The following is a 22,246-nucleotide window of genomic DNA, read 5'->3' as shown; positions in this document are numbered from 1 at the left end:
CCTCCTATTTCATCGACTGTTTGACGATCAACGTTTTTCCGTTCGGTTCCTGTTTGACTTGTTCGACCGGCTCAAGGACGATTTTCATCTCGGATCCGAGCAACTTGCGCATCTCGTTTAAGAGGATCTGCTCGTGTTTTGGACGGAAACGCTTCGCATCTGGAATATACCGAAGTGTCACGTGATTGAGCGCGTGCTGCTCGACTTGGAGTCGCAAGACGGAGTTCGGAAGTTCTCGGGCAATCGTCGTGATATCCCCTTCGAACACCTTGCCCCGCTTTTCGCTGACGATATAACTCGTTCCCCGTCCATCGATCGAAGCGATGACTGGTCCGTTTAGTCCACAGCTACAGGTCTCGTCACTGAGTGTCATCCGGTCACCGATCCGGTAACGAATCAGTGGTGTGCCGCGTGTCGTAAAACACGTGACGACGACTTCGCCGTCCTCTCCATATGGTTCGATGATGCCCGTCTCATGATGGAGATGAAGTTTTCGATGACTGCATTCTGAGATGATTGGTGCGCCTTCTGAAGAACCATATTGATCGAAGACCGGTGCGTTGAAGGCTTCCTCGAGAACCGAGCGCATCTCCTCCGTCACCGTTTCCGATGTCGGGAAGATGGCGATCAGCGGGATATCCAGCTTTATATGATGCTTCAGCATATAGCGGGCGATTTCGACCATCGCTGTCGGTGTGCCGTCAAGTGCTTGCGGCTGGAATCGATTCAGCTCCTCGATGTAGGCCGGGAAATTCTCTTCCTTCATGTGAAAGATCGAGACGAGCAACTGATTGAGTGGTCGGTTCATCCGCCAGAAGATTGGTTTCTTTTGATCGACAGCTGTCAGCGTCCGTCCGGTGAAACTCGCTCGGCGCATTCCGGCGTGGAAACCATGACGTTCTTTGAAGTAATCGAGATGTGCCATCCGTTCCTGGACATCCTCGCGCATGAACGCCACTTGAAGTGACTTCCCGCTCGTCCCCCCCGTCCGCCCTCGAACCGGCGCATCGACGCGGGACATGAAGGCGTCATTGTTTTGACGAAGTGTTTCTTTTTCAAGGATTGGAATTGTCTTCAGTTGCTCGAGTGACGTGAACGGTAATTGGATATCATGTTCGTGAAAGAGTTGCGCGTAGTATGGCGTATGCGTTGCAACAAAAATGAGAAAGGCATTCAAGCGATCGAGTTGTTCCGCTTTATAATCTTGCGTCCGATCTTTTTTTCGGAGTTCCTTCATCTTCTGTTCATAGAGGGGACCGTATCGTTCTTGCATTAACTTCCGACCGTATAAGGAGGTCAGCCAATTTTGGATGAAGATTGGAGACCGATAGTAGAATTCCTCTTTAAGCGCCATCTTGAATTTCCTCCTTCAGCAAGTAGTGACTCTCGTACCAGTCGATGAATGCATTGACGCCCGCTTCGACCGTCGTCTGTGGACGGTAGCCGATCGTCTCGAACAGTGATGAGACGTCAGCAAAGCTTTCTGGAACATCGCCTGGTTGAAGCGGCATCCCGTTTTGGATTGCCGTCTTGCCAAGGCGCCGCTCAATCAAAGCAACGAATTCATTGAGACGAATCGGGCTGTGACTGCCGATGTTATAGACACGATACGGAACGTTGCTGCGGTCCGGTAAGGGATTTGAGGCATCGAACGATTCATCGACTTCCGGTTCAGTCTGGAACAGGCGGTAGATGCTTTCGATGATGTCGTCGACGTAAGTGAAGTCCCGCCCCATCTCACCGTAGTTGTAGAGGTCGATTGGTTTGCCTTTCGCGATTGCTTCCGTGAACTTGAACAGTGCCATATCCGGGCGTCCCCAAGGACCATAGACGCTGAAGAAGCGAAGGCCTGTCGTCTTTATCCCGTAAAGGCTACTGTAGGTATGTGCCATCAGTTCATTCGCTTTCTTTGAAGCGGCGTAAAGACTTAGCGGATGATCGACGGCATCCGTCGTCGCAAACGGCATCTTCGTATTCGATCCGTAGACGGAACTTGAGGAAGCGTAAATCAGTTGTTCGACTGGGTAATGCCGACACGCCTCAAGAATCGAGAGAAAGCCGACGATGTTTGACGTCATGTAGACGTCCGGTCGATCGATGCTATACCGTACCCCAGCTTGTGCTGCCAGATGGAGAACGAGATCGATCGATTCCTGTTCGAAGATCCGCGCGACGGCTGCTGTCTCTTCGAGTGAGACCCGGTAAAACGTGTAGTCCGTTCCAAGTTCAGTGAGCCGGGCTTCTTTTAACGTTGGGTCGTAATAGTCGTTCACTTCATCGAGTCCGATGACCCGGTAACCCTCCCGGATGAAACGACGTGCGGCGTGAAATCCAATGAAGCCTGCGATACCTGTAATTAAGATCGTTTTATTCGGCACGGTGTTCGACCTCCTCGAAGTAGTGGCGCGCTTGCCAACGCATGTAGTGAACGGATGTGTAGACGATGAGTAACATCGGGAACAACTTATACCGGTGTCGGATGGCCGTTCCGACATTGCCGGTTCCAAGACCGAAGATGACGGCGTTAAGTGCAAAGAGAAGGAAAAAGAAGAAGAGGACGCTGCCGAACGGATGCTGACGGATCAGTTTAAAGGACCGGACGATCGCAAAACAGGCGATGAAGTAGAAGACGGCGTCAAGGAAGAAAATCAGAATGTTCATGACGCTCGACCATTGCCACGGGAACGGTGAGAACAGGAAGTAAATCGTTCGAATCGGCGAGTAGAGAATCATGTCAGCTGGACCTGTCACCGTCAATCCGTTCAGATAAGCGGAGCCGCCACGGTCGTAACTCATCCCGCTGAACAACTGACCGTTTTCTGAGACGTGGGTGAACTTTGCAAACAAGACATCCTGGAAGCTGTAGACGATGAAGCCGACGATCAGTACTTGAAAGATTAGTCGCCGCACCTTCGTCGGTTCAAAATCCATTCGTCGTGTCTCATGGCTATAAAACGAGAAATAGACGAGTAAGACGATGATCCCGACAGCAAGTCCGGAGTGGAACATTGTACTAACGAAGTAGCCGAGATACGCGAGCGTCATATACCATCCGGACTTCTCTTCCGTCCAGCGCACCATGTAGTAAAGTGTGTAGACGATGCCCAGAGCGACGATCTGGTCACGCAAGAGAATCGGTGAGAGCAACAATCCTTGTGGGAAAAATGCGAAGATCAGTGTAGCTGCGAACACGTATCGTTCCGGTAAGCGTAACCGTTGTAGCGTCTTCGCTAGGATGACGACAGCGACAACACCGAGGATAACGTTCAAGAACTGAGCGAGGATTCGTTCCGGACCGAACATCAGGTAGAAGATTCCGAGAAACTTGGAATAGGTGCCACGAACGACATCATTGAAGGTCGACGGATCGGTGAAGATTTGGACACCTTCGAGATGAAAAGCTTCCGTATCGTCCCCACTGTGTGGCGGTAAACGGAACAGCTCGAGATCGATGAACATCAGGACCAGCCGGACGAAGAAAGCGGTGATGAAGACGAGAAAGAGTGGCGTCGTCTCTGCCTGACGGAGTAGATAATAGAGAAACAACACCGAGTTGATGAGCAGCAAGGCGGTCACGTAGGTGTCCGGGAAGAGCGACCGGGCGAATTGACAAACGAGCGCTTCGATGACGATGAGTAGTAGGATTGGTCGCATCTTCTTCCCTCCTTAGCTGCTTTGTTCGACGACGAGCGTGATGTCCCGTGGATACAAGGATCGATACAGTGCTGGTAACAATAGGACGATCTGAGTAACGGCGCAGAGGGTGTAAGCGATCGTCGCACCGTATAGACCATACAGCGGAATCAACAGGCTGCAGGCGATCAGGTTGACGACGACACTACCGAAGATCGAGATCGTCTGGATCCGAAATTGCTGGAAGCCGGTCAAGAGTGCCTGAATGACGGTCGAGTTGTAGAAAAAGAGTGAGGCGACCATCATCAAGACGAAAATCAGATGGTATTGAACGAACGACGCGTTATAGAAAATCGTCAAGCCCCACTTGCCGAAGAAGATCGCTCCGACAATCAACAGGATGCCGACGACGTTCGTCATCAGTAACATCGAGCGGGTCAGCTTGCGCAGTTCCGGTAAACTTTGACGTTCACCCGTCTCAGACGAGAAGTTCGGTAGTAAGACGGCGATCAAGGAGTGGATGAACAGACTGCCAAGTACGAGTAGATAGGCGATGCTAGCGTAGTAACCGAGCTCTTCCGTTCCGATTGCGTGACCGACGAACAATCGTGGAATGTTTGCGTTCAAGGCGATCAGAAGAGCGACGAAGCCGAGTGGCATCGCTTTAAGGAACAGCTCCTTGCCTGACCGGTACCGTAAGTCAAGCGCTTGATTGTCAAAGCCGCGACCAATGCGGCGAATTGTCGGTAAATCGTATGCGAGTAGCATGATCAAGTTTCCAGCGATCAAGGCGAGTACGAAGCCGTGGATTGAATGGGTCGTAAAGAGGACGAGTGCTGCGCCCGAGACGTTCAAGAGACTCCGGAAGATTTTCGAGACGGCGACTTCCTTGAAGGCAGTGTGTCCTTGCAAGAAACCGTAAGCGAGATCGGCGAACGACTCCATGTACTTATTCAGGTAGACAAGCAGTGTCAGGAGTAAAATGTCCGCTTCACCGAAGAAATAATAGACCCCAAGGAGGACGAACACACCTGCCGAGAGGAGTGAAAAACGAGTCTTGATGAAGAGCCAGAAGTTCGTCAATCCAGCCCGTTCTGCCGTCAGGATCGTACTGGCGTTCAGCCAACAGAACATGACGATCGGTGCGGTGATGGCAAGGGCGTAGTTGAAATAACCGATGTTGAGCGGTGTACTCCATTTGATCAGGAGCGTCAAAATCATCCATTGATGAAGCGAATACGCCGTATCGGCAATGAAGATGAGATTGAAGCGGGACAGCCGGGCCGTTTTCATCGTTTCCCCTCCTCTCTATTTGCGAGCGATCCGCATCGTCGGTGCTACCGGGTCGGCATCGGTTTCGTTCGTGACGTCTAACAAATACTGGCGGAGTACCTCGTCCTGACCGAGCGCTTGGGCGATCTCACGCAAGTACGGGTCGACGGATCCAAAAGGTCGTGTCTTACCGACAAGGATCTTGTCGAAAACGAGTTCGTCATGCACTTCATCACGAGCGAGCAGTTCCTCGTAGAGTTTCTCGCCTTTTCGAATGCCGCTGTAGACGATTGGGATCTGCTCTTCCGTGAATCCACTCAAGTGAATCAAGTTCTTCGCGAGTGTCGTGATGTGGACCGGTTCACCCATATCGAGGACGAACACTTCGCCACCTTTTGCGAGGACACTCGCTTGAATGACGAGACGACTCGCTTCCGGGATTGTCATGAAGTAGCGTGTCATCCGGGGATCGGTGATCGTGATCGGTCCGCCTTTCGCGATTTGTTCCTTGAACAGTGGAATGACGGAACCGCGGCTCCCGAGGACGTTTCCGAACCGGACGACGGCGAACGTCGTCTCGCTGTTACGTGCCATCTGCTGGATGACCATCTCGGCGATTCGTTTCGTCGCCCCCATCACACTCGTCGGATTGACGGCCTTATCGGTCGAAATCATGACGAAGCGTTTGACACCAGCCGCTTCCGCCGCTCGAGCGACGTTGCGTGTTCCATAGATGTTGTTCTTGACGGCTTCGCTTGGGTTATCCTCCATTAGCGGCACGTGCTTGTGGGCTGCCGCGTGATAGACGAGATCCGGCTCGAACCGTCGCATGACTTCAAGCATCCGATCACTGTCTTGCACATCGGCGATGACGGATTCGAACTGGATGTCCCGACTGAGACACTCGAGTTCCCGGCGGATCAGATAGATGCTATTTTCGCCGTGTCCGAGAAGGATGAGCCGTTCAGGACGGAAGCGAATCAGTTGCCTGCAAATCTCGGAACCAATCGAACCACCAGCACCGGTGACGAGGACGGTCGCGCTATGAACGCTTCGTTCGATTTCCGTAATATCGAGTTCGACCGGTTCTCGACCGAGTAAATCGGCGATCGAGACTTCACGAATTTGTTTGATCGAGACCTTTCCGGACGCCAGTTCGACGAGCATCGGTAACGTATGCGCTTCGACTTGGGTTTGTTTAATCCGGTTCAGCAATTCAACCCGCTGCGGATACGGTAACGATGGGATCGCGAGAACGACTGCTTCAATCTTTTGTTCCTCGATGATGCATTCGAGTTGGTCGATTGCTCCGATGACGGGAACACCGTGAATCCGCATCCCGCGTAGTTCAAGCGAATCATCCAGTAATCCAACGACGTTTAAGATATGCGATTTCTTTTGTTTCAGTTCTTTTGTGATCATCTGACCGGAGGCACCGGCACCGATGATCAGCGTTCGTTTGCCGAGCGTCTTATTGTCAGGAACGAGTCTTAAGCTACGTCCGCGAATCAACAACCGGACGAATAAGATACCGTTTAAAACGAGTCCGGTCTGCAGGAAGATCGCTCGTTCGACCGCGAAGTCGAACAATGCGTACTCAAGTCCTAGTAAGACGAAGCTGCTGGCGAGGACGACGACGAGGAGAACGGCGAGATCACGAAGGCTTGCGTAACGCCAGATGATTTGATAGAAGCGCATCCAGTGTGCGACGAACGTGAGGGCGACCCACTGGATGAGAGCGATTTCGAGTGCATCCTGCAACTCGAAGTTGACGGTGAGATGGAGCGGATTAAAGAAGTAGAACGTAACGACAGTCGCGAGTGCGATGATTCCGGCGTCGATCAGGCGAAGGAGTCCGATCTTCAACTGCCGACGGTACGGGGTGAGCGGGGAATGCTGCATGACGGTGTCTCCTCTCCTCTCTCATGAATGGGTGCGGGGAATTGCTTTCGGATAACTATCAGTGGATTCACGTGTCGCTTCCTTTTTGCTTAACGAGCGAGAATAGACGATCAGGAGTCCGAGCATCAGACCAAGGACGCCACCTATCCCTGTATTCATCAGAATGTTCGGTGATACGGGGTTCGTTGGAATCCGTGCACTCGAGAACACTTCCGTCTTACTCGTGTTAATCAGTTGCGGGAGATAGTCCTGGAAGACTTCCGTCATCGTATTCGCTTGAATCGCTGCCTGCTCCGCCGAACGATCTGTGATGGATAAGGCGATGACTTGCGAATCGAGATTGCTCGAGACCGTCAGACGATCCGTCAAATCGAATAACCGCTTGTCGGTAACGTTCATCTTTTGGGCGACCTGATCGACGACCTCTGGGCTTCGTAAGATATCTTGATAGGTACTGACGAGTGTCGGCGTCGATGTCGCCTCAGCGTTCGCTTGAGGAACGACGAGGATGTAGGCCGTCGCCTCGTATGTCTTTGGAATGACATACATGCTGAGTGCATATCCAGCACCCGCGAAGAGAATCATGAAGAGTGCGAGTAGCCACCAGCCGCGTCGGAGCGTCGTCAAATGATCTCCGAAGGTTTTTCTTTGATGCATCGAGCTCACTGTTGTTCACCTCTTTCTAACTTGACCGAATGGATGGACATTGGTTATATCTACACCTTATTTCCAATCGAATCCCAAAACAATTAGAGCTTGGTGGAAATGATTATATTTTTTTCGGTAGCTATCTCGCTTGCGCAACACTAGTTCACCGTATGAATTCATGTCACGAAAAAAACGCGATTCACGAAAAAATGATCACGTTTTTCTTAATCTTTTTTCATTTATCTGCATGATGTTTTGAAAGATAAGGGTAAATACCAATTTGATGATTAAAAAGTGTTCAAATCGGTAATAAGTCCTATATGAAGGGTGGATAGTCTTTAGAAATCATGTTAAAATCAGCCAATATACCCACATCGTTTGCCTTATCCATCCTAGTCGCTTGGATCATGCTCGATGCTTGGATTCGTCCCTTATCCTTCACGGACGAAGTGTTGCCGAAACAGTGGTCTCTTTGGTTGCTTCCTGTCTACATCGTTCTGTTCAGCGTCTGTTGGATGATCTTAAGACCGTTCTATCGCGCCAATCGGGCAAGAGGACATCAAATCGCGCTAATTTTTCTGATTTATCTAACATTTCATCTCGTCTTTTTCTTTTTTAACGCGAATACGGATCGTATTCTTGCTTCGCTTTACCTCATCTCGACTTGGCTGTTCGTTGGCATCGTCTCTTCGCTCTCGCGTACATCAATCGAACAATGGCAACGGCTGTTGTGTCACTTTCTTTATGGACAAGCCGTATTTCTCGCTTCCTATGCCCTCATCGTCTCATTTGGTTCAGAGTATGTTCCGGTCGAAAACCTGCAATGGCTTCGGATCGGTCCTTTGTCATTTCCTCAACTGTACGTCGGCGAACAAGGTTCATTCCTTCGCCTCGCTGGTCTGATGAACAATCCGAATACGCTTGCAGCGTGGCTCGTTCCAGGCGGACTGTTTGCTTGGTTCTACTTGCTCAAACAGTTCCCGCGTCGGCAAAGCTTTCTGCACGCCGTCCTCCTCCTTCTCATCATCATCGCATTACTCAGAAGCGGTTCGCAGACAGGAATCTATTCTTTTCTCCTCCTTGCCCTGCTGACGAGTATTCGAATGGTTCCGGGAACGAGACAGCGGGTGCAGGTGACAGCGTGTTACGTAACGGGTAGCTTGATCCTCCTAGCCGTCTTTACGTTTCAAGGACTGCTTCCCCGTTTGCTCAGTCTCAACGGACGATTGACGCTCTGGCAAGCCGGATGGCGCGCTTCCGCTGATTCGCTTTGGTTCGGGCACGGGATCGGAAGTGCCCCACGCGGACTGGAGGAACAACTGAACGAACAAGTTCTCTATACGTTCCACAGTACACCGATCACTTATCTCTATGAATTTGGACTCATCGGTTGTTTGCTGTACGGCGCAGTCTTTCTGTATCTGTTCTATCGACTGTTTCGGATTCAGACAACGGATCTCGCGTTTCTCGCACTGTTGCTTGCAAGCTGGCTCGGACTACTTCAATTCACGGAAAGCATTCTCGTTAGACCGAGTGGATTTTATTTTATTTGGCTCAGCCTTCTCGCTTATACGTCGCTTCGTCGACTTCCACCTCACGACAGTACCCACACCTAGAGCACCTACATGAAAGGGGTATGACATCATGAAGAAATGGACAGAACAACAAGTCATCGATAGCCTAATCGAAGCTAGTATCGAATATCCCGCTCTCGACGCAAAGACGTATGCGCGCTGGTCGGTCGGAAAAGACATTCCATCGATCACGACGATCATCAATGTATTTGGCTCTTGGCGTGAAGCACTCCAAGCGGCTGGTCTCTCATCAATCCGTCCGTACTTTTCAGATGAAGAGATTCTTGCTTTCATCAAGGAAGCATCGACACGCTTACACCCGTTCCATAGCAACAGCTACCGGGAATGGGCAAAGGCGAAACATGGCCCCTCCTTGACATTGATCAACTTACGCTTCGGTTCTTGGTCACGTGCACTCGAAGAAGCACACATTGAAATGACACGTTCTATCTCGATGACAGAAGAACGTATTATCACGGCACTGCTCGAAGCTTCAGATGTCCTTCCACGTCTGACGACACAGACGTATGCGATTTGGGCACAAGAAAACGGACATCCGACAGTCGCGACGATTGCCCGTAAATACGGTTCATGGGCAGATGCCCTCGCTTGCCTCGACATCGCACCGCCTCGCCGGAAATGGGTCGAAGAAGATGTCCTTGAAGCACTACGGCAGGCACAAGAAGAGTTACCTTCGCTCAGCATCATTCATTACCGGAAATGGGCAGAAGGTCGCTCGGTTCCGAGCACCTCAACGATCAATGCTCTCTTCGGTAGCTGGACCTCCGCCGTGCAATGCCTCAAGCGTGCACGCGTCTCTCTTTCCTGATTCTGCTCTTCTACCTAAAAGGAGTGATCCGGTCTCGACCGGATCACTCCTTTTTCGTGCCTATGATTTTTTGATTTGCTCAAGCAGCGAGGCAGGCAGTAGCGTCACCGTATCGTGCTTCAATAAATAGATGTCTTCCACATACGCTCCGATGCGTCGGGGATTACGTTGCCCGTGGAGATTGTTTTGAATCGCTTTCGGAAAATTGACGCCACATTCATACGCATGCGGGTACCCCCCACCGAATCGCGGATTGATCTCTGATAGGTAGAGCGTTCCGTCCACATCGAACAGGTCAAAATCAAGCGGACCGATAAGACCGGTTCCATCTAAGACGTGCTCGACCAGTTCAAAGACATCATCGCGTTTAACGGAACGACTCTTGTCAGTTTCTCCTGCACGCATGACGAGTTTCTCCTTGATGAAGATATCGGTCACTTCATGCGTCAGCCAGTCGACATAGACATCGACACCGAGCTCTTGTCCTCTTAAGTATTCTTGAATCAATAAATCTGGATAGGTAGCGAATAATCCTTCGACGACCTCAAGTGAAGAAACCGCCTGGACATGGAGACTGGCACTCCCATTGCGTGGTTTGACGAAGACTGGGAACTGGACCTCCCCTTGCGCAAGTGCGCTCCGGAATGCTTCGAGCGTCACGTATGTCCGCGCATGCGCGATTCCTTCCGCGACACAATACGTATACATCGCGTACTTGTCGAAACAGAGACGACAGGCATCCATCGGTGAGACGAGGACTGTGACACCGATGGCTTCAAACCGTTCCGTCGCCGCTGCCAGCAATTCCAGTTCAGGATCAATCAATGACAATAATGCTGTCACCTGTTCGCGCTGACACAATTCTAGTAAGTGATCGATATAATCCGGTGCATCGATGCGAGGAACGAGATGGTGGCGTTCCGTCATATAGAGACCCGGTGCGAGTGGACTACAGTCCGCGGTACTGACATGACCGTTTGGCATCTCACGGACAAAATACTCGACCAGTTTCGTCCGACGACCGACGCTCGTCATCAATAAATGGGAAGTCTTCATAAGGCAGTCTCCTTCGTTAAAAGTGATGCCTGTTCTTTTCGTGCTGGAAGGAAAGACTTCCTGCTTGGCGTCGTACTTTTTTCCTATAGACGAGTAGATAACATCCGATTCCAATTAATGCCCCCACTCCATCGAGTAAGACATCTTGAATGAGTCCTGTCCGGTCCCCTGTCAAAATCTGATGGAACTCATCAAAGACCGCTACCGTGATTGCTAACGAATAGGCAAACAAGACGGCCAGTCCTGTCGTTAGGCGACGACGCGTCAAATCAATCAATCCCACACCTAGCACAAGAAACGTTGAGACGTGCGCGGCTTTTCGAATGAAAAATTCAATGAAGCCACTCCGTCCGAGTGCATCAACACTGACTTCTCCGTGATACGAGAAAGAAATGAAACGCAGATGATCGACGAATTCTAACGGAATGAAGCGCGATAACCCTGGTTTGATGGATTGTGCCTGGTACGGCATCGAACTTGAGATAAAGAGGACTAAGAGAACGGCAAGGACGACGTAGCCGGACCATGTAATTTTTTTCATGAAGACACTCCTTTTTTCACATACACCTTAGAATAGCATGTGATTTACCTAAGCATGACTATCGCTTTAAAAGCCAGATTTAGTATTTCACTATCTTTTTATTTCCTTATTCAAACGTTTTTTACATTTCAAAGGTTTCTCCCGTACGATAAGTGGTTAATTAGTACTATAAACGATGACCTGAGGAATAGGAGTGAAGCGCTATGAATCGCGCACTTGGAAAAAAAATCATGCAACTACGAAAACAGCACAAGTACACCCAAAAGCATCTAGCCGAAAAATGCGGTGAAACTGCGACGACGATTTCCGCATATGAACGCGGACAACGGATGCCAACTCCCCAATCCCTCGAACGCTTAGCACTTGCTTTAAATACAACAATCATTGATTTGATTGATCCAAAGCATGTTCAGCACCCATCTCTGAATGAATTCATACAACAAGCGCTCGAACCGACGAAACCTCTTGATTTGAAGCTCGTATTAGAGGATTTACTTGTTCACTTGAGTTTATCTAAAGAAATTTATTTCGATGGTAGACTGATCTCAACTACAGTTCGAGAAGAGATGGCGACTTCGATTGATCATGCGTTAAAACGCGGATCAGCATCGATCGAAGCCTAAAAAGAGAAAAGGCATGGGGCGTAATCGCTCCCATGCCTTTTCTTTGGATTAATCGGTTTTTACGACATGATCGATGTACAATTGATTTTCTTCATATGTTGCCTCCAACAGCCTTCGGAAAAAAGTGTTTTGTTTAGTTTTCTCCGAAACAAACACACGATCATATCGTTGATGTGTCTGTTTGAGAAGACTGAATTTTAGCGTTCGAAGTTCTGAAGAAAAAAACAATTGAATACCGTGATGTCCGAAAGCATCCATTGCTCTCGATTCTTCTAAGAAGTGAAAGGATTCGTCTGGAAACAAAGTCTCAATGAACGATAGACAGCTTTTTTGAAAGGTAGTTTCGTTCTGATTTTCCATGATGGTCCGGCTCCTCTTTCTCATGATGTACTTTGAATCGCAATACAAAACTTCTGTATCTCAATACCCTGCCTTTAGACCTATTCAAACTAAACTAGGAGATATATTTTTAATTTATTCTCCTTCTATTCTATCAAAAGCTTATTGTTTATTGAATTCAAGAACGACAATTGTTTTTCCTTCATATATTGATCGACCTTCATAACGAGAGAGTTTCGCGAATTCAAATAAGGTTTCAGGTTTGTATAAGTAATCGATTGCATAGCTTACTTTTTCTTCGCTACCTGATTTTAAATACGCATTAAATAAGAGTCGTTCGCCATCTACATGATGACCAAAGAACATTAAAGTATCATGTATCCGTCGAGTCGAAATGGACTGCTCTGATTCTCTTAGATAAGGAATATCGTGCAACGAAACGAGCAGTTTTCCATGTACACCTAAAAGTTGACGTATGTTCCGAAAGAATAATAGCAGTTCCCCACGGTTGTAATGCATGATGGTCGTACCAGGAAGAACGATCCGATCAAAGAATTCAGGACCTACGACGTCTGTCACATCATGGCTCCAGCCATATACTTTATGACGGTACGGTGTATCGATTTGATGTGTCCGAATCATTTCTGACTCGATCAAATATAAATCGTATCCTTCATCAGATAAGAGATTAAAGAGTTTTGGATCGAACGTGCCGTAAAACAGAACCTTCTCTTCTTTTTGTAGATAGCGTCGATAAAACGTCAATTCATCAATTTCTGTGACTTGCTTCGCTTCTTGATACAGTTGCCCAAAACGTTCATCCGCATAAACGTGATCGAGTACTTCAACACGTGAATAGCTTCCCTTTCTTAAAAATGGACCAAATAATACGTCACTCATGATACATCAACTCCTTATAGTATCGAATCGCTTCTGCATAGTCTGCTCCAAGTCGTTCTGGTAATACATCAAATTGTTCTTTTTGATCAGCTTCAAGAATCCACAAAAATGCTTCGTTCGTTTCGAATAGTTGCATCGATGTTAAATCGAAAGCGAAATACCCCTCTTCGTTTTGAATACCAATCAACGTGAGTGGACCGATGCGTCCAATCGTTCGTGGTAATTCTAAATCTGAATAGGGTGTAACAAATCGACTTTCACCTGAAAATGATCCTGCGAGTTGATAGAGTAACGGAAATAACTCGAGTTCCTTTGGTGTGGCCATTGCCTCTAACTGCCCTGCTCTTTGCTCAACCATTAGAGAAATGTCCGAACTCAACCGATCGGTTTTCTGACGATCCGCATAGATACCATCTTCAAAGAAAAAAAGACGATATGAATTTTTCAATCCAGCTTGTGTCGCATAATCCAATATACCGGCGAATCGTTCGTTTTGAATCCACCCGGTATCCTTCCAGCGCTCCAACTGACGAGCGAGTTCTGCCCGAGATAAAACATCAAGTCGTGTTTCAAGCGGAGGGGACAAGGTATCAACGAAAGCAAGAAGGACTGGCGTCCGACTCATTAATTCAATGATTGGTAGATCGTGACGCATCGGATGATCGAAATACACGATACTATTCACTGTCATCGATGTGAAAAAAGATGCCGGAATACGATTCAACAATGAGCTATCTTCGATATAGACATGCCGCAACGGTTGCGGTTGGAATAGTGAAGCATATCGATGAACGCCCGTCATCAAAGACAATAACTCGTTTTGAACGATGGGAAGTACTAACTTTTCATCCTCAAATATGAGAGGTAGTTCCAAACCATTTAGAAAATCGGGTTGTCCAAATACGATATCACCTTCCGCTCGAATTAAATGAAACTGAACGTGAAGCATCTGCTGCTGCAAATAAGCAACCAGTCGTAATGTACGTTCTCCTTCACCTTGTAGAATAAAGAGATAATGTTCATATTCTTGAAAATCCATATAATCCAGTAAATCCTCGAACGTATGCATGTCGTAATCAAAAACATCTAAAGAAAAACGATGGGTTTCACAAAAGTGTCTCATCGCTGAAGAGGGACGTGAGCGTTGTAACCAACCATCCTGTTCTGATACGATCGTAATTCCTATCATGTGATTACTCCTTTCTGATGAAAATCATGCAAAAAGGACTTCATCCCACATACGAATGAAGTCCTTAGAATGATTCAAGCAGTCTTGTTTCTATCTTTCTTAGACTTAGCAATGGTTTGATCCATTTCCCGATGAGCCAAGGGGGCGACTGAGACGGTAGCAGCATTGAGACACCAAGCGCAAGAAGTCATGTTACGTCGCGTTTCTTTTAAGATGAGTGTCATAGGTGTACCCCTTTCTGAATCAAATACGGCGGGCGATGAAACATTGATATGAAATCAAGTAAATCTATGGTATCCCTTTGCAATCACTTCTATAATAGAAATAGATACTGAGTAACAGTTCAATTTTCATGAAAGGACGAGGATCCAATGGATCATTTCACGTCACCGCAAATCGGTTTAGCGTTACGTCGTCTCCGAAAAAAACATAATCTAACGCAAAAGGATTTAGCAAACGGTATCTGCAGTCAAGCAGAAATCAGTAAGATTGAGAGTGGCACACATTCCCCAACAATCGAATTGTTATATGCGCTATCCCGAAGGTTACAAGTTCCGATTTCTGCGTTTCTAGATCCCAACCGTCAACAAGATTCATTAAAGACGATCGATGAAGACTTACTACATCGTTTTAGAAATCAAGACTTTGAGTCGATCTATAAAGAGAGTCAAAAGATTTTAGAGCAACATGATTCTTCTTTTGAGTTTGTACTACTGTACAAATACTACTATTACCTTTGTTCGTATCGGCTTCAAAAAATTGATTATCGAACCTGTATCGTTGAGCTTCAAAATTTATCAGCAGATTATCTAACTTCTCATTATTCACCCAGTATGCTGATTCGTATTAAGTCAGCTATCGCGAATCTATACTCTGAAAATAAAAGTTATCAGCATAGCATTAATGTTTATGAGGAAATCCTCAAATTAAATTTTGATAGCGATGATTTAGTAACAGAAAAAATTAGAATCACCTATAATTTTTCTAAAATCTTATTAGATTTCTCTAAATATGAACAAGCTCTGCAATTGATTGATGAAGCAATTGAAGAAAGCCTTAATTTTAAAGACATGTCGGTATTAGGACAGTTATACGCTCAAAAGGGAGATTGTCTTGAGAAGTTGGGCGCGACTAAAGAACAAATTATTGGTGCGTATGACAAAGCGTATTTTTTGTTCGAACTACTCAACATGAATCAGTATAAAAAAATCATTTCTTCTATTCGAAGTGATTTTTTAAAAAACATTGTTAGTCAAAATAGTTAATTATGCTCGTGTTGTAGAATATTCAAGTGGAATACGTTCGATCGCTACGTCACGTTTGACTGAGTACTCAAGTGGGATACGCTCGATCGCTACGTCACGTTTGACTGAGTATTCAAGTGGGATACGCTCGATCGCTACGTCACGTTTGACTGAGTATTCAAGTGGGATACGCTCGATTGCTACGTCACGTTTGACTGAGTATTCAAGTGGGATACGCTCGATTGCTACGTCACGTTTGACTGAGTATTCAAGTGGGATACGCTCGATTGCTACGTCACGTTTGACTGAGTACTCAAGTGGAATTCGTTCGATTGCTACGTCACGTTTGACTGAGTACTCAAGTGGAATTCGTTCGATTGCTACATCACGTTTGACCGAATATTCAAGTGGGATACGTTCGATAGCTACGTCTTTATGTCCAATTTGATTTGCAGCACTTACACCGAAAGTAGCAGTCAATGATAAAGCAGCAATTGCTAAACCTAGTTTCTTTTTCAAGTTCATATAAATAACCTCCTAATTTTTTTCGTCTGGCTTTGTAACAACATCATATATCCTTAGACCCCCTCCAAATATTCGAATACGAATATTTATGTTATTTTACACATTATTCATTATAACCATTACTTTTGACACGTATCATATGTCCTGAATACTGTTCTTTTTTTACAAACTATCCATCAAAGTGTTGAATTTGTGTATGAAAATAGACTTTTTTGAATATTTCATCGCTTTATTTCTTCAAATCTAAATAAAAAATGCTCGTTCAACTCATTAGAGTCGAACGAGCATTTTTATTTAGATGATTGTCGTAACGCAATGACGTAAAAGATACCGAGTACTACAATCACGCCTAGTAGTATCGAACTAATCGTCGTCCGAGTCGATGTATCGGGCATCCATATCCCAAGTCCTAAATTGATTGCTGCGATGATTAGGACGAGCCAAACAATTGTACGTGGTCGCATATCGATCTCCTTTCCATTCTGCCTTCCCATCGTCGAATATGCTATGGTGGAAACAACGAAGGAGGTTCTTTCATGAATAGACTTGCTGTATTTTGTGGTTCCAAAGATGGTGCCGATTCACTCTTTCGAGAGGCGGCAGGAAAACTCGGTCAAGCGCTCGCCGCGCGCGGCATCGGACTTGTATATGGAGGGTCACGCGTTGGAACGATGGGCGCAGTCGCAGATGCTACGCTCGCTGCTAAAGGTCAAGCAATCGGTGTTCTTCCCCACTTTCTTCAGGAAAAAGAACTTGCGCATCCTGGACTAACCGAACTGCATCTCGTCCACTCGATGCATGAGCGAAAAGCCAAAATGTCAGAGCTCTCTGATGGATTCATCATTCTCCCGGGTGGTCCAGGAACGATGGAAGAATTTTTTGAAGTCTTCACTTGGGCACAGCTTGGACTTCATGAAAAGCCATGTGGTGTACTGAACATTGATGGCTACTATGATCCCTTGATTTCCCTATTCGATACGATGGAACGTCAAGGATTCTTGATTCCCGAACACCGTACAATGTTGATCGTCGAGTCAGATGCTGAACGTCTTTTAGAACGTTTTGCAACGTATGAAGCACCGCGCGTCAAAACCTATATGGATCGTTCACAAACCTGATGAAAACGGAGTCTTGAACTCCGTTTTTTTTGATTACATTTCTTGATTTGCGATGATTCCTTCTTTTTCCACTCTCCTTTAGCATTCTTCACTCCTTTTACTAATTCCTACTTACATGATATAAAAAGCCAGATACCGATTGGTACCTGGCGCAGAGAATCAAAAGAAATTTAAGATAGCGTCGCTTAAATTCGCCAAAGATGGCGTCTCATCAACGACCATTAAGCTTCCTGCTGCAAGTACAAGAATACCTAGCGCAGATAAGATCAATGCCGGATGTTTGATGTTTTCCTCTGAATCCGTATTTTGTTTCCCGGAACGAGCATTAGCAGCTTGTGCTTTTAAACGGTCACGCCGAAATTGATGTTGCTCCTCTTTCGACCATTTTTTATATTCCGCAAGAAACTTTTTATATTCCGGTAAGACATCTTTGGTTGTTCCGTCGAGTCGTACTTGACCATATTCGAGCCAAATGACGCGTTCACAAAAACTCTTGATTTGTGACAATGAGTGGCTGACGAAGATGATCGTCTTTCCTTCATCCTTGAACTCGTTCATCTTATCGATACAACGATTATAGAAGGTTTGGTCACCAACGGAAAGGGCTTCGTCAACGATCAGAATGTCGGCGTCGACGTTGACCGCGATCGCGAAGCCGAGGCGCGACTTCATCCCACTCGAGTACTTCTTGATCGGCTGATCGATGAAATCACCGATATCAGCGAAATCGATGATGCCTGGCATCCGACGCTCGATTTCCGCATCATCCATCCCAAGCATGAGACACTTCAAGCGAATGTTCTCTCGCCCTGTCAGGACATTCTTTAATCCTTGTGAGACGGCGATGATCGCGACTTCACCATTAATGGCGACGTCTCCTTCGTTTGCATAGATGATGCCTGAAATCAAGTTCGAGAGTGTAGATTTACCGGAACCGTTGATTCCGACGAGTCCAACGACTTCACCCGAGCCGATTTCAAGCGAGATATCTCGCAGTGCAGTGAATGTTTTAACGCTCTTGCTTTGATTCTTGAACAAGAGCTTGAATTTTTCTTTAGTAGTCGTGACCATGTCGAAGCGTTTCGTGACATGGTCGAGTTTAATCATAGACATGGCGATTTCCTTCCCTTAGACGAGCTCAGTGAATGATTTACGGAACTTGATATGCAAGAATGTTCCGGCTGTGAACAAGAGGAGCGTCACACTCCAGAAGTACAGTCCAGTTGGCCATTCCTGCCAGACCCAATGTCCTCCGAGCAGACTCGCCCGGTATCCCTCGACGAGATAGTAGACCGGATTCAGGCGAAGGACACCGTGCAGGGCGTCCGGGAACCGCTCAATATTCCAAAGAATCGGTGTCATATAAAAAAGCATCCGCATCATCGATTGCAAGAAGAGCTGAATATCTTTGACGAGCGTAATGAGCGTTGAAAAACAAAGTGAAAATGCGTAGACGAAAATGTATGTCGCAATCATGTAATAAGGCAACTGAAGTAGTTTCCATGTAATCGGAATCCCATTTGCGAGGATGACGATGAATACGATCACAAGCATTGCGAAGTGTTGATACATCCGTGACAAAATAACGTATGACGGAATGGCACTCATCGGGAAACGCATCTTCGTCACCATCGCAAGTCGACTATTGATCGAGTTCGATCCACGTAATAAAGCATCGTTGATAAAGAACCAAACGACGATCCCACAGAGAAGCCATACGATGAATGGAATGTTTCCATCGACATTTTCATTTCCCCGAAGACCGACACCAAAGACGAACCAGTAGATGAAAATTTGGAGACCCGGATTGAGGAGTTCCCATAAGAGGCCAAGGCGTTGTTCTGCGTGTGCGGACTTAATTTCATATCGCGCGAGCCGGCGAATCAAAGGAAAGTTTTCAACCTGTTCCCGGATGATACTTTTCATTTCTTTCAACATAAGTGTAAGTTCCTTCCGATTTCATGGTGCATGTATTTGTAATTCAATGAATTCTGGATCAAATTCAAACAAAAAACGGGTTCTGTCCGCGATTCCTCAAACGAACATTCCTCCGATCGACATGATATATCATGTCTAATTATCCATCCCTCCTCGTTTATCTTTCAATTGTGTATACACGAAGTACACTTAATCAATTCTAGCCATCCGTAAAAAGCGTGTCAACGTATAGCGTGAACCGACACCAAACTGTAGCTTTCCCGTTGAAACAAAAAAATCGACAAGGACTCCTTGCCGATCCATTCACAGGATTAGGTATGTGTAAAGTTAGGAAATTCAATTGTCGTCGGTGGAGAGGCGAGCCCCCATATAATCAAGATTCCCATTATACAAAGTATACCTACGAGTAGACTCCTACGTATCTTTTCATCCATTCGTACTCCCGCCTCCCCATCGCATATTTTTCATATAGTAAATTATACATTTTTTTGAAAATGTTTACTACGCGATTCTCTCAAAATGAGGACAATTTCCTACAATCTATTATAATCTACGTTTCTTTTGAAGGAGGAACAAGATATAATGTAAGCGCAATCATTTATCTTTTCTTCTTTTAGGTAGAAGAAAACAAACGACTTGCAAGAGTTGTATTGTCGTCGGACCTAAGAATTTACGCATTTTACAAAAGGTTCATGACACGATTGTCCGTTAAGCATTTATAGTAGAAGAAGAGGTTACCGATCGCTGGTTGACCTCATATCATCTCGAGGGAGGATTTTTATTTATGTACAAATCAAAACCGCTTTACGCGGCAGCAGTAGCTGTCGCATTGACGACATCGGCAATCGTGCCGGCTGCACAAACGACCGTATCTGCTGCAACACATGTCAAAGTCAAGACGGTCAAATTGAAGTCTCTCACTTTCACGAAGGGTGAGCCTGTTAAATTTCCGGCTACATACAAGGGAGAAAAAATCTCATGGGGTGCATACAATAAGCACATCTTCAATCGCTACCAAACGGTTCATGGCACATATGGTAAGAAAAAGCTCCCAATCGAAGTAAAGATTCACGTCGAGAATTATGTGATCAAAATCATTGAGTCCGTTAAGGAACAAGTGATTTCAGTCGATCAAAAACCAGTCCTTCCTAAAAAACTAGCTGTTCTTTACGCTAACGGCAAAGTCTACGATAAAGAAATCAAATGGAGCAAAGTTGATACGAGTGAGTCAGGTACTTACTATGCGACAGGTAGCTTGACGCATAAAGGCAAGACGGTCACGACAAAAGCAAAAATCATCGTCCGTGACATCAATACAGATGATTTCAGCCTTGCCTTGCTCCATACGAACGACACACACGCTGCACTCGATAACGCTCCAAAACGTGCGACTGTCATTAAAGAGCGTCGTGCCGCTTACCGCGCCGAAGGTACACCGTCGCTTCTTCTTGATGCTGGTGACGTCTTCTCAGGATCACTCTACTTCAACGAGTTCAAAGGACAAGCTGATCTCGAACTCATGAACTACATGAAATATGACATGATGACGTTCGGTAACCATGAATTTGATTTGGGTGACCAAGATCAAGGTGCTGCTTTACAAGCCTTCGTTGCTGGTGCGGACTTCCCATTCATTACAGCAAACGTTGATTTCAGTAAAAATCCGCTCTTCAACGGGATGCAAAAGAAAACAATAACGTCTGGTCCGGAAGATGGACGGATCTACCAAGGTGTCATCAAAAAAATCAACGGTGAAGAAGTTGGTTTCTTCGGCTTGACGACAGAAGAAACAGTTGGTATTTCAAGCCCTGGTACGATTGCATTCTCAAACTATATCAAAAGCGCTCAAGCGACCGTTGATAAGTTCAAAGCACGCGGTATCAATAAAATCGTTGCGTTGACACATATCGGTTACGATGATAATTCTGAAATTGATAACGATCCATTGCTTGCACAAAACGTTGATGGTATCGATGTCATTATCGGTGGTCATACTCATACGAATCTTACTAAACCAGTACTGATTCCTGCGAGTGAAGAAACAAAGAAAAAAGAGCCTACAGTCATCGCCCAAGCTTCTCAATATAGTGAATTCCTTGGAGATGTCAACGTAACGTTTGATTACAAAGGAAAAGTCAAATCATACAGTGGTTCGACGATTGAAGTAAAACCGTATGCAGCAGATCCTGGAGCCGCTGCTATTCTCAAACCTTACGCGGATAAAATTACAGCAATCAAAAACCAAGAAGTTGGGGTTAATATTGTATCTGCCCTTCCAAACCCACGTACTGGTGGCACTAACACAGTGAGCGTTCGAAATAGTGAAACAGCTCTCGGAAACTTAATTACGGACGGTATGCTTGCAAAAGCGAAATCAATTAACCCAGAAACCGTCATCGCTGTTCAAAACAGTGGTGGAATTCGTGCCGCGATCGATGCAGGTCCACTTACAACTGGTGAAATCTTAACTACTTTACCATTCGGTAACACACTTGCACTCGTGACAATGAACGGTTCACAACTTAAAGATCTCTTTGAAATCAGTGTTGGACTTGCACCACTTGAAAATGGTGGATTCTTACAAGTATCAGGTATGAAACTTGAGTACGATGGTTCAAAAGCGAAGGGACAACGTGTTACGAAAATGACGATTACGAAAGATGGCGGTGTAGAAGAGGCCATTGATCCAGCCAAAACGTACACAGTTGCTACAAACGCTTTCACTGCTAAAGGAAGCGACTTCTTGACACCATTTGAAGATGCGTATAAATCAGGACGTGTGAAAGACCTCGGTCTCTCTGACTGGGAAACATTCCGCGACTACGCGATTTCGAAGAAAACAATCGATTATAAAATTGAAGGACGTATCCTTAACGTGGATCCAGCTCTTCAAGGTAAATAAGTTCATAAAAAAT

21 protein-coding genes are annotated in these 22,246 nt (G+C 46.2%); 6 read left to right on the top strand and 15 right to left on the bottom strand.

Features of this window, described 5'->3' with window-relative positions; all coding sequences use genetic code 11:
- Positions 1–4: 4 nt before the first annotated feature.
- Genes EXG77_RS02520 through EXG77_RS02495 form a run of 6 tightly spaced genes read right to left on the bottom strand, consistent with a single transcriptional unit; the run spans position 5 to position 7,464 of the window.
- Entirely contained in the window at positions 5–1,354 is a 1,350-nt protein-coding gene (locus EXG77_RS02520) for a phenylacetate--CoA ligase family protein (protein WP_023469396.1), read from the bottom strand.
- Positions 1,344–2,378: an NAD-dependent epimerase gene (locus EXG77_RS02515; RefSeq protein WP_035396066.1), complete on the bottom strand. Its 1,035-nt coding sequence runs from the start codon at positions 2,376–2,378 to the stop codon at positions 1,344–1,346. Before EXG77_RS02515 ends, EXG77_RS02520 begins: the two co-directional genes overlap by 11 nt.
- Positions 2,368–3,654 (bottom strand): glycosyltransferase family 39 protein, encoded by a 1,287-nt coding sequence (locus EXG77_RS02510; RefSeq protein ID WP_035396064.1) that lies wholly within the window; start codon positions 3,652–3,654, stop codon positions 2,368–2,370. The genes EXG77_RS02515 and EXG77_RS02510 overlap by 11 nt, the downstream gene beginning before the upstream one ends.
- A 12-nt stretch (positions 3,655–3,666) precedes the next feature.
- Positions 3,667–4,926, bottom strand: a complete 1,260-nt coding sequence (locus tag EXG77_RS02505; protein WP_035396062.1) for an oligosaccharide flippase family protein — start codon at positions 4,924–4,926, stop codon at positions 3,667–3,669.
- A gap of 15 nt (positions 4,927–4,941) precedes the next feature.
- Positions 4,942–6,807 (bottom strand): nucleoside-diphosphate sugar epimerase/dehydratase, encoded by a 1,866-nt coding sequence (locus tag EXG77_RS02500; protein ID WP_023469400.1) that lies wholly within the window; start codon positions 6,805–6,807, stop codon positions 4,942–4,944.
- A gap of 21 nt (positions 6,808–6,828) precedes the next feature.
- Positions 6,829–7,464, bottom strand: coding sequence for a YveK family protein (locus tag EXG77_RS02495; RefSeq protein ID WP_238987910.1), 636 nt, complete (start codon positions 7,462–7,464; stop codon positions 6,829–6,831).
- 338 nt (positions 7,465–7,802) lie between these two features.
- Between EXG77_RS02495 and EXG77_RS02490 the strand changes: the two genes are divergently transcribed.
- Entirely contained in the window at positions 7,803–9,071 is a 1,269-nt protein-coding gene (locus EXG77_RS02490; RefSeq protein WP_035396057.1) for an O-antigen ligase, read from the top strand.
- Positions 9,072–9,099: 28 nt separating this feature from the next.
- On the top strand, positions 9,100–9,858 hold the full coding sequence (locus tag EXG77_RS02485; RefSeq protein WP_023469403.1) for a homing endonuclease associated repeat-containing protein: 759 nt from the start codon (positions 9,100–9,102) through the stop codon (positions 9,856–9,858).
- Between the two features lie 60 nt (positions 9,859–9,918).
- Here EXG77_RS02485 and EXG77_RS02480 read toward each other — a convergent pair whose 3' ends face one another.
- Positions 9,919–10,914, bottom strand: coding sequence for an ATP-grasp domain-containing protein (locus EXG77_RS02480; protein ID WP_035396054.1), 996 nt, complete (start codon positions 10,912–10,914; stop codon positions 9,919–9,921).
- Between the two features lie 16 nt (positions 10,915–10,930).
- Entirely contained in the window at positions 10,931–11,455 is a 525-nt protein-coding gene (locus EXG77_RS02475; protein ID WP_035396052.1) for a VanZ family protein, read from the bottom strand.
- Between the two features lie 203 nt (positions 11,456–11,658).
- Here EXG77_RS02475 and EXG77_RS02470 point away from each other — a divergent pair, with 203 nt between their 5' ends.
- The gene (locus EXG77_RS02470) at positions 11,659–12,078 is read left to right on the top strand and encodes a helix-turn-helix domain-containing protein (RefSeq protein WP_023469406.1); all 420 of its coding nucleotides are present in this window, start codon (positions 11,659–11,661) and stop codon (positions 12,076–12,078) included.
- Positions 12,079–12,126: 48 nt separating this feature from the next.
- Here the strand turns inward: EXG77_RS02470 and EXG77_RS02465 are convergent, their stop codons facing one another.
- The 3 genes from EXG77_RS02465 to EXG77_RS02455 form a co-directional block, all read right to left on the bottom strand.
- Entirely contained in the window at positions 12,127–12,438 is a 312-nt protein-coding gene (locus EXG77_RS02465; RefSeq protein ID WP_023469407.1) for a hypothetical protein, read from the bottom strand.
- Between the two features lie 141 nt (positions 12,439–12,579).
- Positions 12,580–13,317 carry a hypothetical protein gene (locus EXG77_RS02460; protein WP_035396050.1) on the bottom strand — a complete coding sequence of 246 codons (738 nt, stop codon included), beginning with the start codon at positions 13,315–13,317 and terminating at the stop codon, positions 12,580–12,582.
- Positions 13,310–14,506 carry a hypothetical protein gene (locus tag EXG77_RS02455; protein ID WP_035396048.1) on the bottom strand — a complete coding sequence of 399 codons (1,197 nt, stop codon included), beginning with the start codon at positions 14,504–14,506 and terminating at the stop codon, positions 13,310–13,312. The genes EXG77_RS02460 and EXG77_RS02455 overlap by 8 nt, the downstream gene beginning before the upstream one ends.
- 371 nt (positions 14,507–14,877) lie before the next feature.
- Between EXG77_RS02455 and EXG77_RS02450 the strand changes: the two genes are divergently transcribed.
- Positions 14,878–15,771 carry a helix-turn-helix domain-containing protein gene (locus EXG77_RS02450; protein WP_035396046.1) on the top strand — a complete coding sequence of 298 codons (894 nt, stop codon included), beginning with the start codon at positions 14,878–14,880 and terminating at the stop codon, positions 15,769–15,771.
- On the opposite strand, the gene EXG77_RS02445 is transcribed toward EXG77_RS02450, so the two are convergent.
- The gene (locus EXG77_RS02445; protein WP_035396044.1) at positions 15,772–16,275 is read right to left on the bottom strand and encodes a hypothetical protein; all 504 of its coding nucleotides are present in this window, start codon (positions 16,273–16,275) and stop codon (positions 15,772–15,774) included.
- A gap of 290 nt (positions 16,276–16,565) precedes the next feature.
- The gene (locus tag EXG77_RS16395; protein WP_023469413.1) at positions 16,566–16,739 is read right to left on the bottom strand and encodes a hypothetical protein; all 174 of its coding nucleotides are present in this window, start codon (positions 16,737–16,739) and stop codon (positions 16,566–16,568) included.
- Between the two features lie 72 nt (positions 16,740–16,811).
- Here EXG77_RS16395 and EXG77_RS02440 point away from each other — a divergent pair, with 72 nt between their 5' ends.
- A complete protein-coding gene (locus tag EXG77_RS02440) occupies positions 16,812–17,393 on the top strand; it encodes a TIGR00730 family Rossman fold protein (protein WP_035396042.1) in 582 nt (193 codons plus the stop codon).
- Between the two features lie 159 nt (positions 17,394–17,552).
- On the opposite strand, the gene EXG77_RS02435 is transcribed toward EXG77_RS02440, so the two are convergent.
- Positions 17,553–18,506 carry an ABC transporter ATP-binding protein gene (locus tag EXG77_RS02435; RefSeq protein WP_035396040.1) on the bottom strand — a complete coding sequence of 318 codons (954 nt, stop codon included), beginning with the start codon at positions 18,504–18,506 and terminating at the stop codon, positions 17,553–17,555.
- Between the two features lie 15 nt (positions 18,507–18,521).
- On the bottom strand, positions 18,522–19,331 hold the full coding sequence (locus EXG77_RS02430; RefSeq protein ID WP_023469416.1) for an ABC transporter permease: 810 nt from the start codon (positions 19,329–19,331) through the stop codon (positions 18,522–18,524).
- A 784-nt stretch (positions 19,332–20,115) separates the two neighbouring features.
- On the opposite strand from EXG77_RS02430, the gene EXG77_RS02425 reads away from it, so the two are divergent.
- Positions 20,116–22,233, top strand: coding sequence for a 5'-nucleotidase C-terminal domain-containing protein (locus EXG77_RS02425; protein ID WP_035396037.1), 2,118 nt, complete (start codon positions 20,116–20,118; stop codon positions 22,231–22,233).
- Positions 22,234–22,246: the final 13 nt, after the last annotated feature.

Origin of the sequence: Exiguobacterium sp. OS-77 (assembly GCF_000414195.2) — a bacterium.
Lineage (GTDB): Bacteria > Bacillota > Bacilli > Exiguobacteriales > Exiguobacteriaceae > Exiguobacterium_A > Exiguobacterium_A indicum.
This window is presented reverse-complemented; position numbering and strand designations above follow the sequence as displayed.

Excerpts from the sequence above, each read along its gene's own strand:
- EXG77_RS02510 (WP_035396064.1), bottom strand. The coding sequence starts at position 3,654 with ATGCGACCAATCCTACTACTCATCGTCATCGAAGCGCTCGTTTGTCAA.
- EXG77_RS02495 (WP_238987910.1), bottom strand. The coding sequence starts at position 7,464 with ATGCATCAAAGAAAAACCTTCGGAGATCATTTGACGACGCTCCGACGC.
- EXG77_RS02500 (WP_023469400.1), bottom strand. The coding sequence starts at position 6,807 with ATGCAGCATTCCCCGCTCACCCCGTACCGTCGGCAGTTGAAGATCGGA.
- EXG77_RS02450 (WP_035396046.1), top strand. The coding sequence starts at position 14,878 with ATGGATCATTTCACGTCACCGCAAATCGGTTTAGCGTTACGTCGTCTC.
- EXG77_RS02490 (WP_035396057.1), top strand. The coding sequence starts at position 7,803 with ATGTTAAAATCAGCCAATATACCCACATCGTTTGCCTTATCCATCCTA.
- EXG77_RS02460 (WP_035396050.1), bottom strand. The coding sequence starts at position 13,317 with ATGAGTGACGTATTATTTGGTCCATTTTTAAGAAAGGGAAGCTATTCA.
- EXG77_RS02465 (WP_023469407.1), bottom strand. The coding sequence starts at position 12,438 with ATGGAAAATCAGAACGAAACTACCTTTCAAAAAAGCTGTCTATCGTTC.
- EXG77_RS02470 (WP_023469406.1), top strand. The coding sequence starts at position 11,659 with ATGAATCGCGCACTTGGAAAAAAAATCATGCAACTACGAAAACAGCAC.
- EXG77_RS02445 (WP_035396044.1), bottom strand. The coding sequence starts at position 16,275 with ATGAACTTGAAAAAGAAACTAGGTTTAGCAATTGCTGCTTTATCATTG.
- EXG77_RS02485 (WP_023469403.1), top strand. The coding sequence starts at position 9,100 with ATGAAGAAATGGACAGAACAACAAGTCATCGATAGCCTAATCGAAGCT.
- EXG77_RS02475 (WP_035396052.1), bottom strand. The coding sequence starts at position 11,455 with ATGAAAAAAATTACATGGTCCGGCTACGTCGTCCTTGCCGTTCTCTTA.
- EXG77_RS02425 (WP_035396037.1), top strand. The coding sequence starts at position 20,116 with ATGTACAAATCAAAACCGCTTTACGCGGCAGCAGTAGCTGTCGCATTG.
- EXG77_RS02505 (WP_035396062.1), bottom strand. The coding sequence starts at position 4,926 with ATGAAAACGGCCCGGCTGTCCCGCTTCAATCTCATCTTCATTGCCGAT.
- EXG77_RS02430 (WP_023469416.1), bottom strand. The coding sequence starts at position 19,331 with ATGTTGAAAGAAATGAAAAGTATCATCCGGGAACAGGTTGAAAACTTT.
- EXG77_RS02440 (WP_035396042.1), top strand. The coding sequence starts at position 16,812 with ATGAATAGACTTGCTGTATTTTGTGGTTCCAAAGATGGTGCCGATTCA.
- EXG77_RS02520 (WP_023469396.1), bottom strand. The coding sequence starts at position 1,354 with ATGGCGCTTAAAGAGGAATTCTACTATCGGTCTCCAATCTTCATCCAA.
- EXG77_RS02455 (WP_035396048.1), bottom strand. The coding sequence starts at position 14,506 with ATGATAGGAATTACGATCGTATCAGAACAGGATGGTTGGTTACAACGC.
- EXG77_RS16395 (WP_023469413.1), bottom strand. The coding sequence starts at position 16,739 with ATGCGACCACGTACAATTGTTTGGCTCGTCCTAATCATCGCAGCAATC.
- EXG77_RS02480 (WP_035396054.1), bottom strand. The coding sequence starts at position 10,914 with ATGAAGACTTCCCATTTATTGATGACGAGCGTCGGTCGTCGGACGAAA.
- EXG77_RS02435 (WP_035396040.1), bottom strand. The coding sequence starts at position 18,506 with ATGTCTATGATTAAACTCGACCATGTCACGAAACGCTTCGACATGGTC.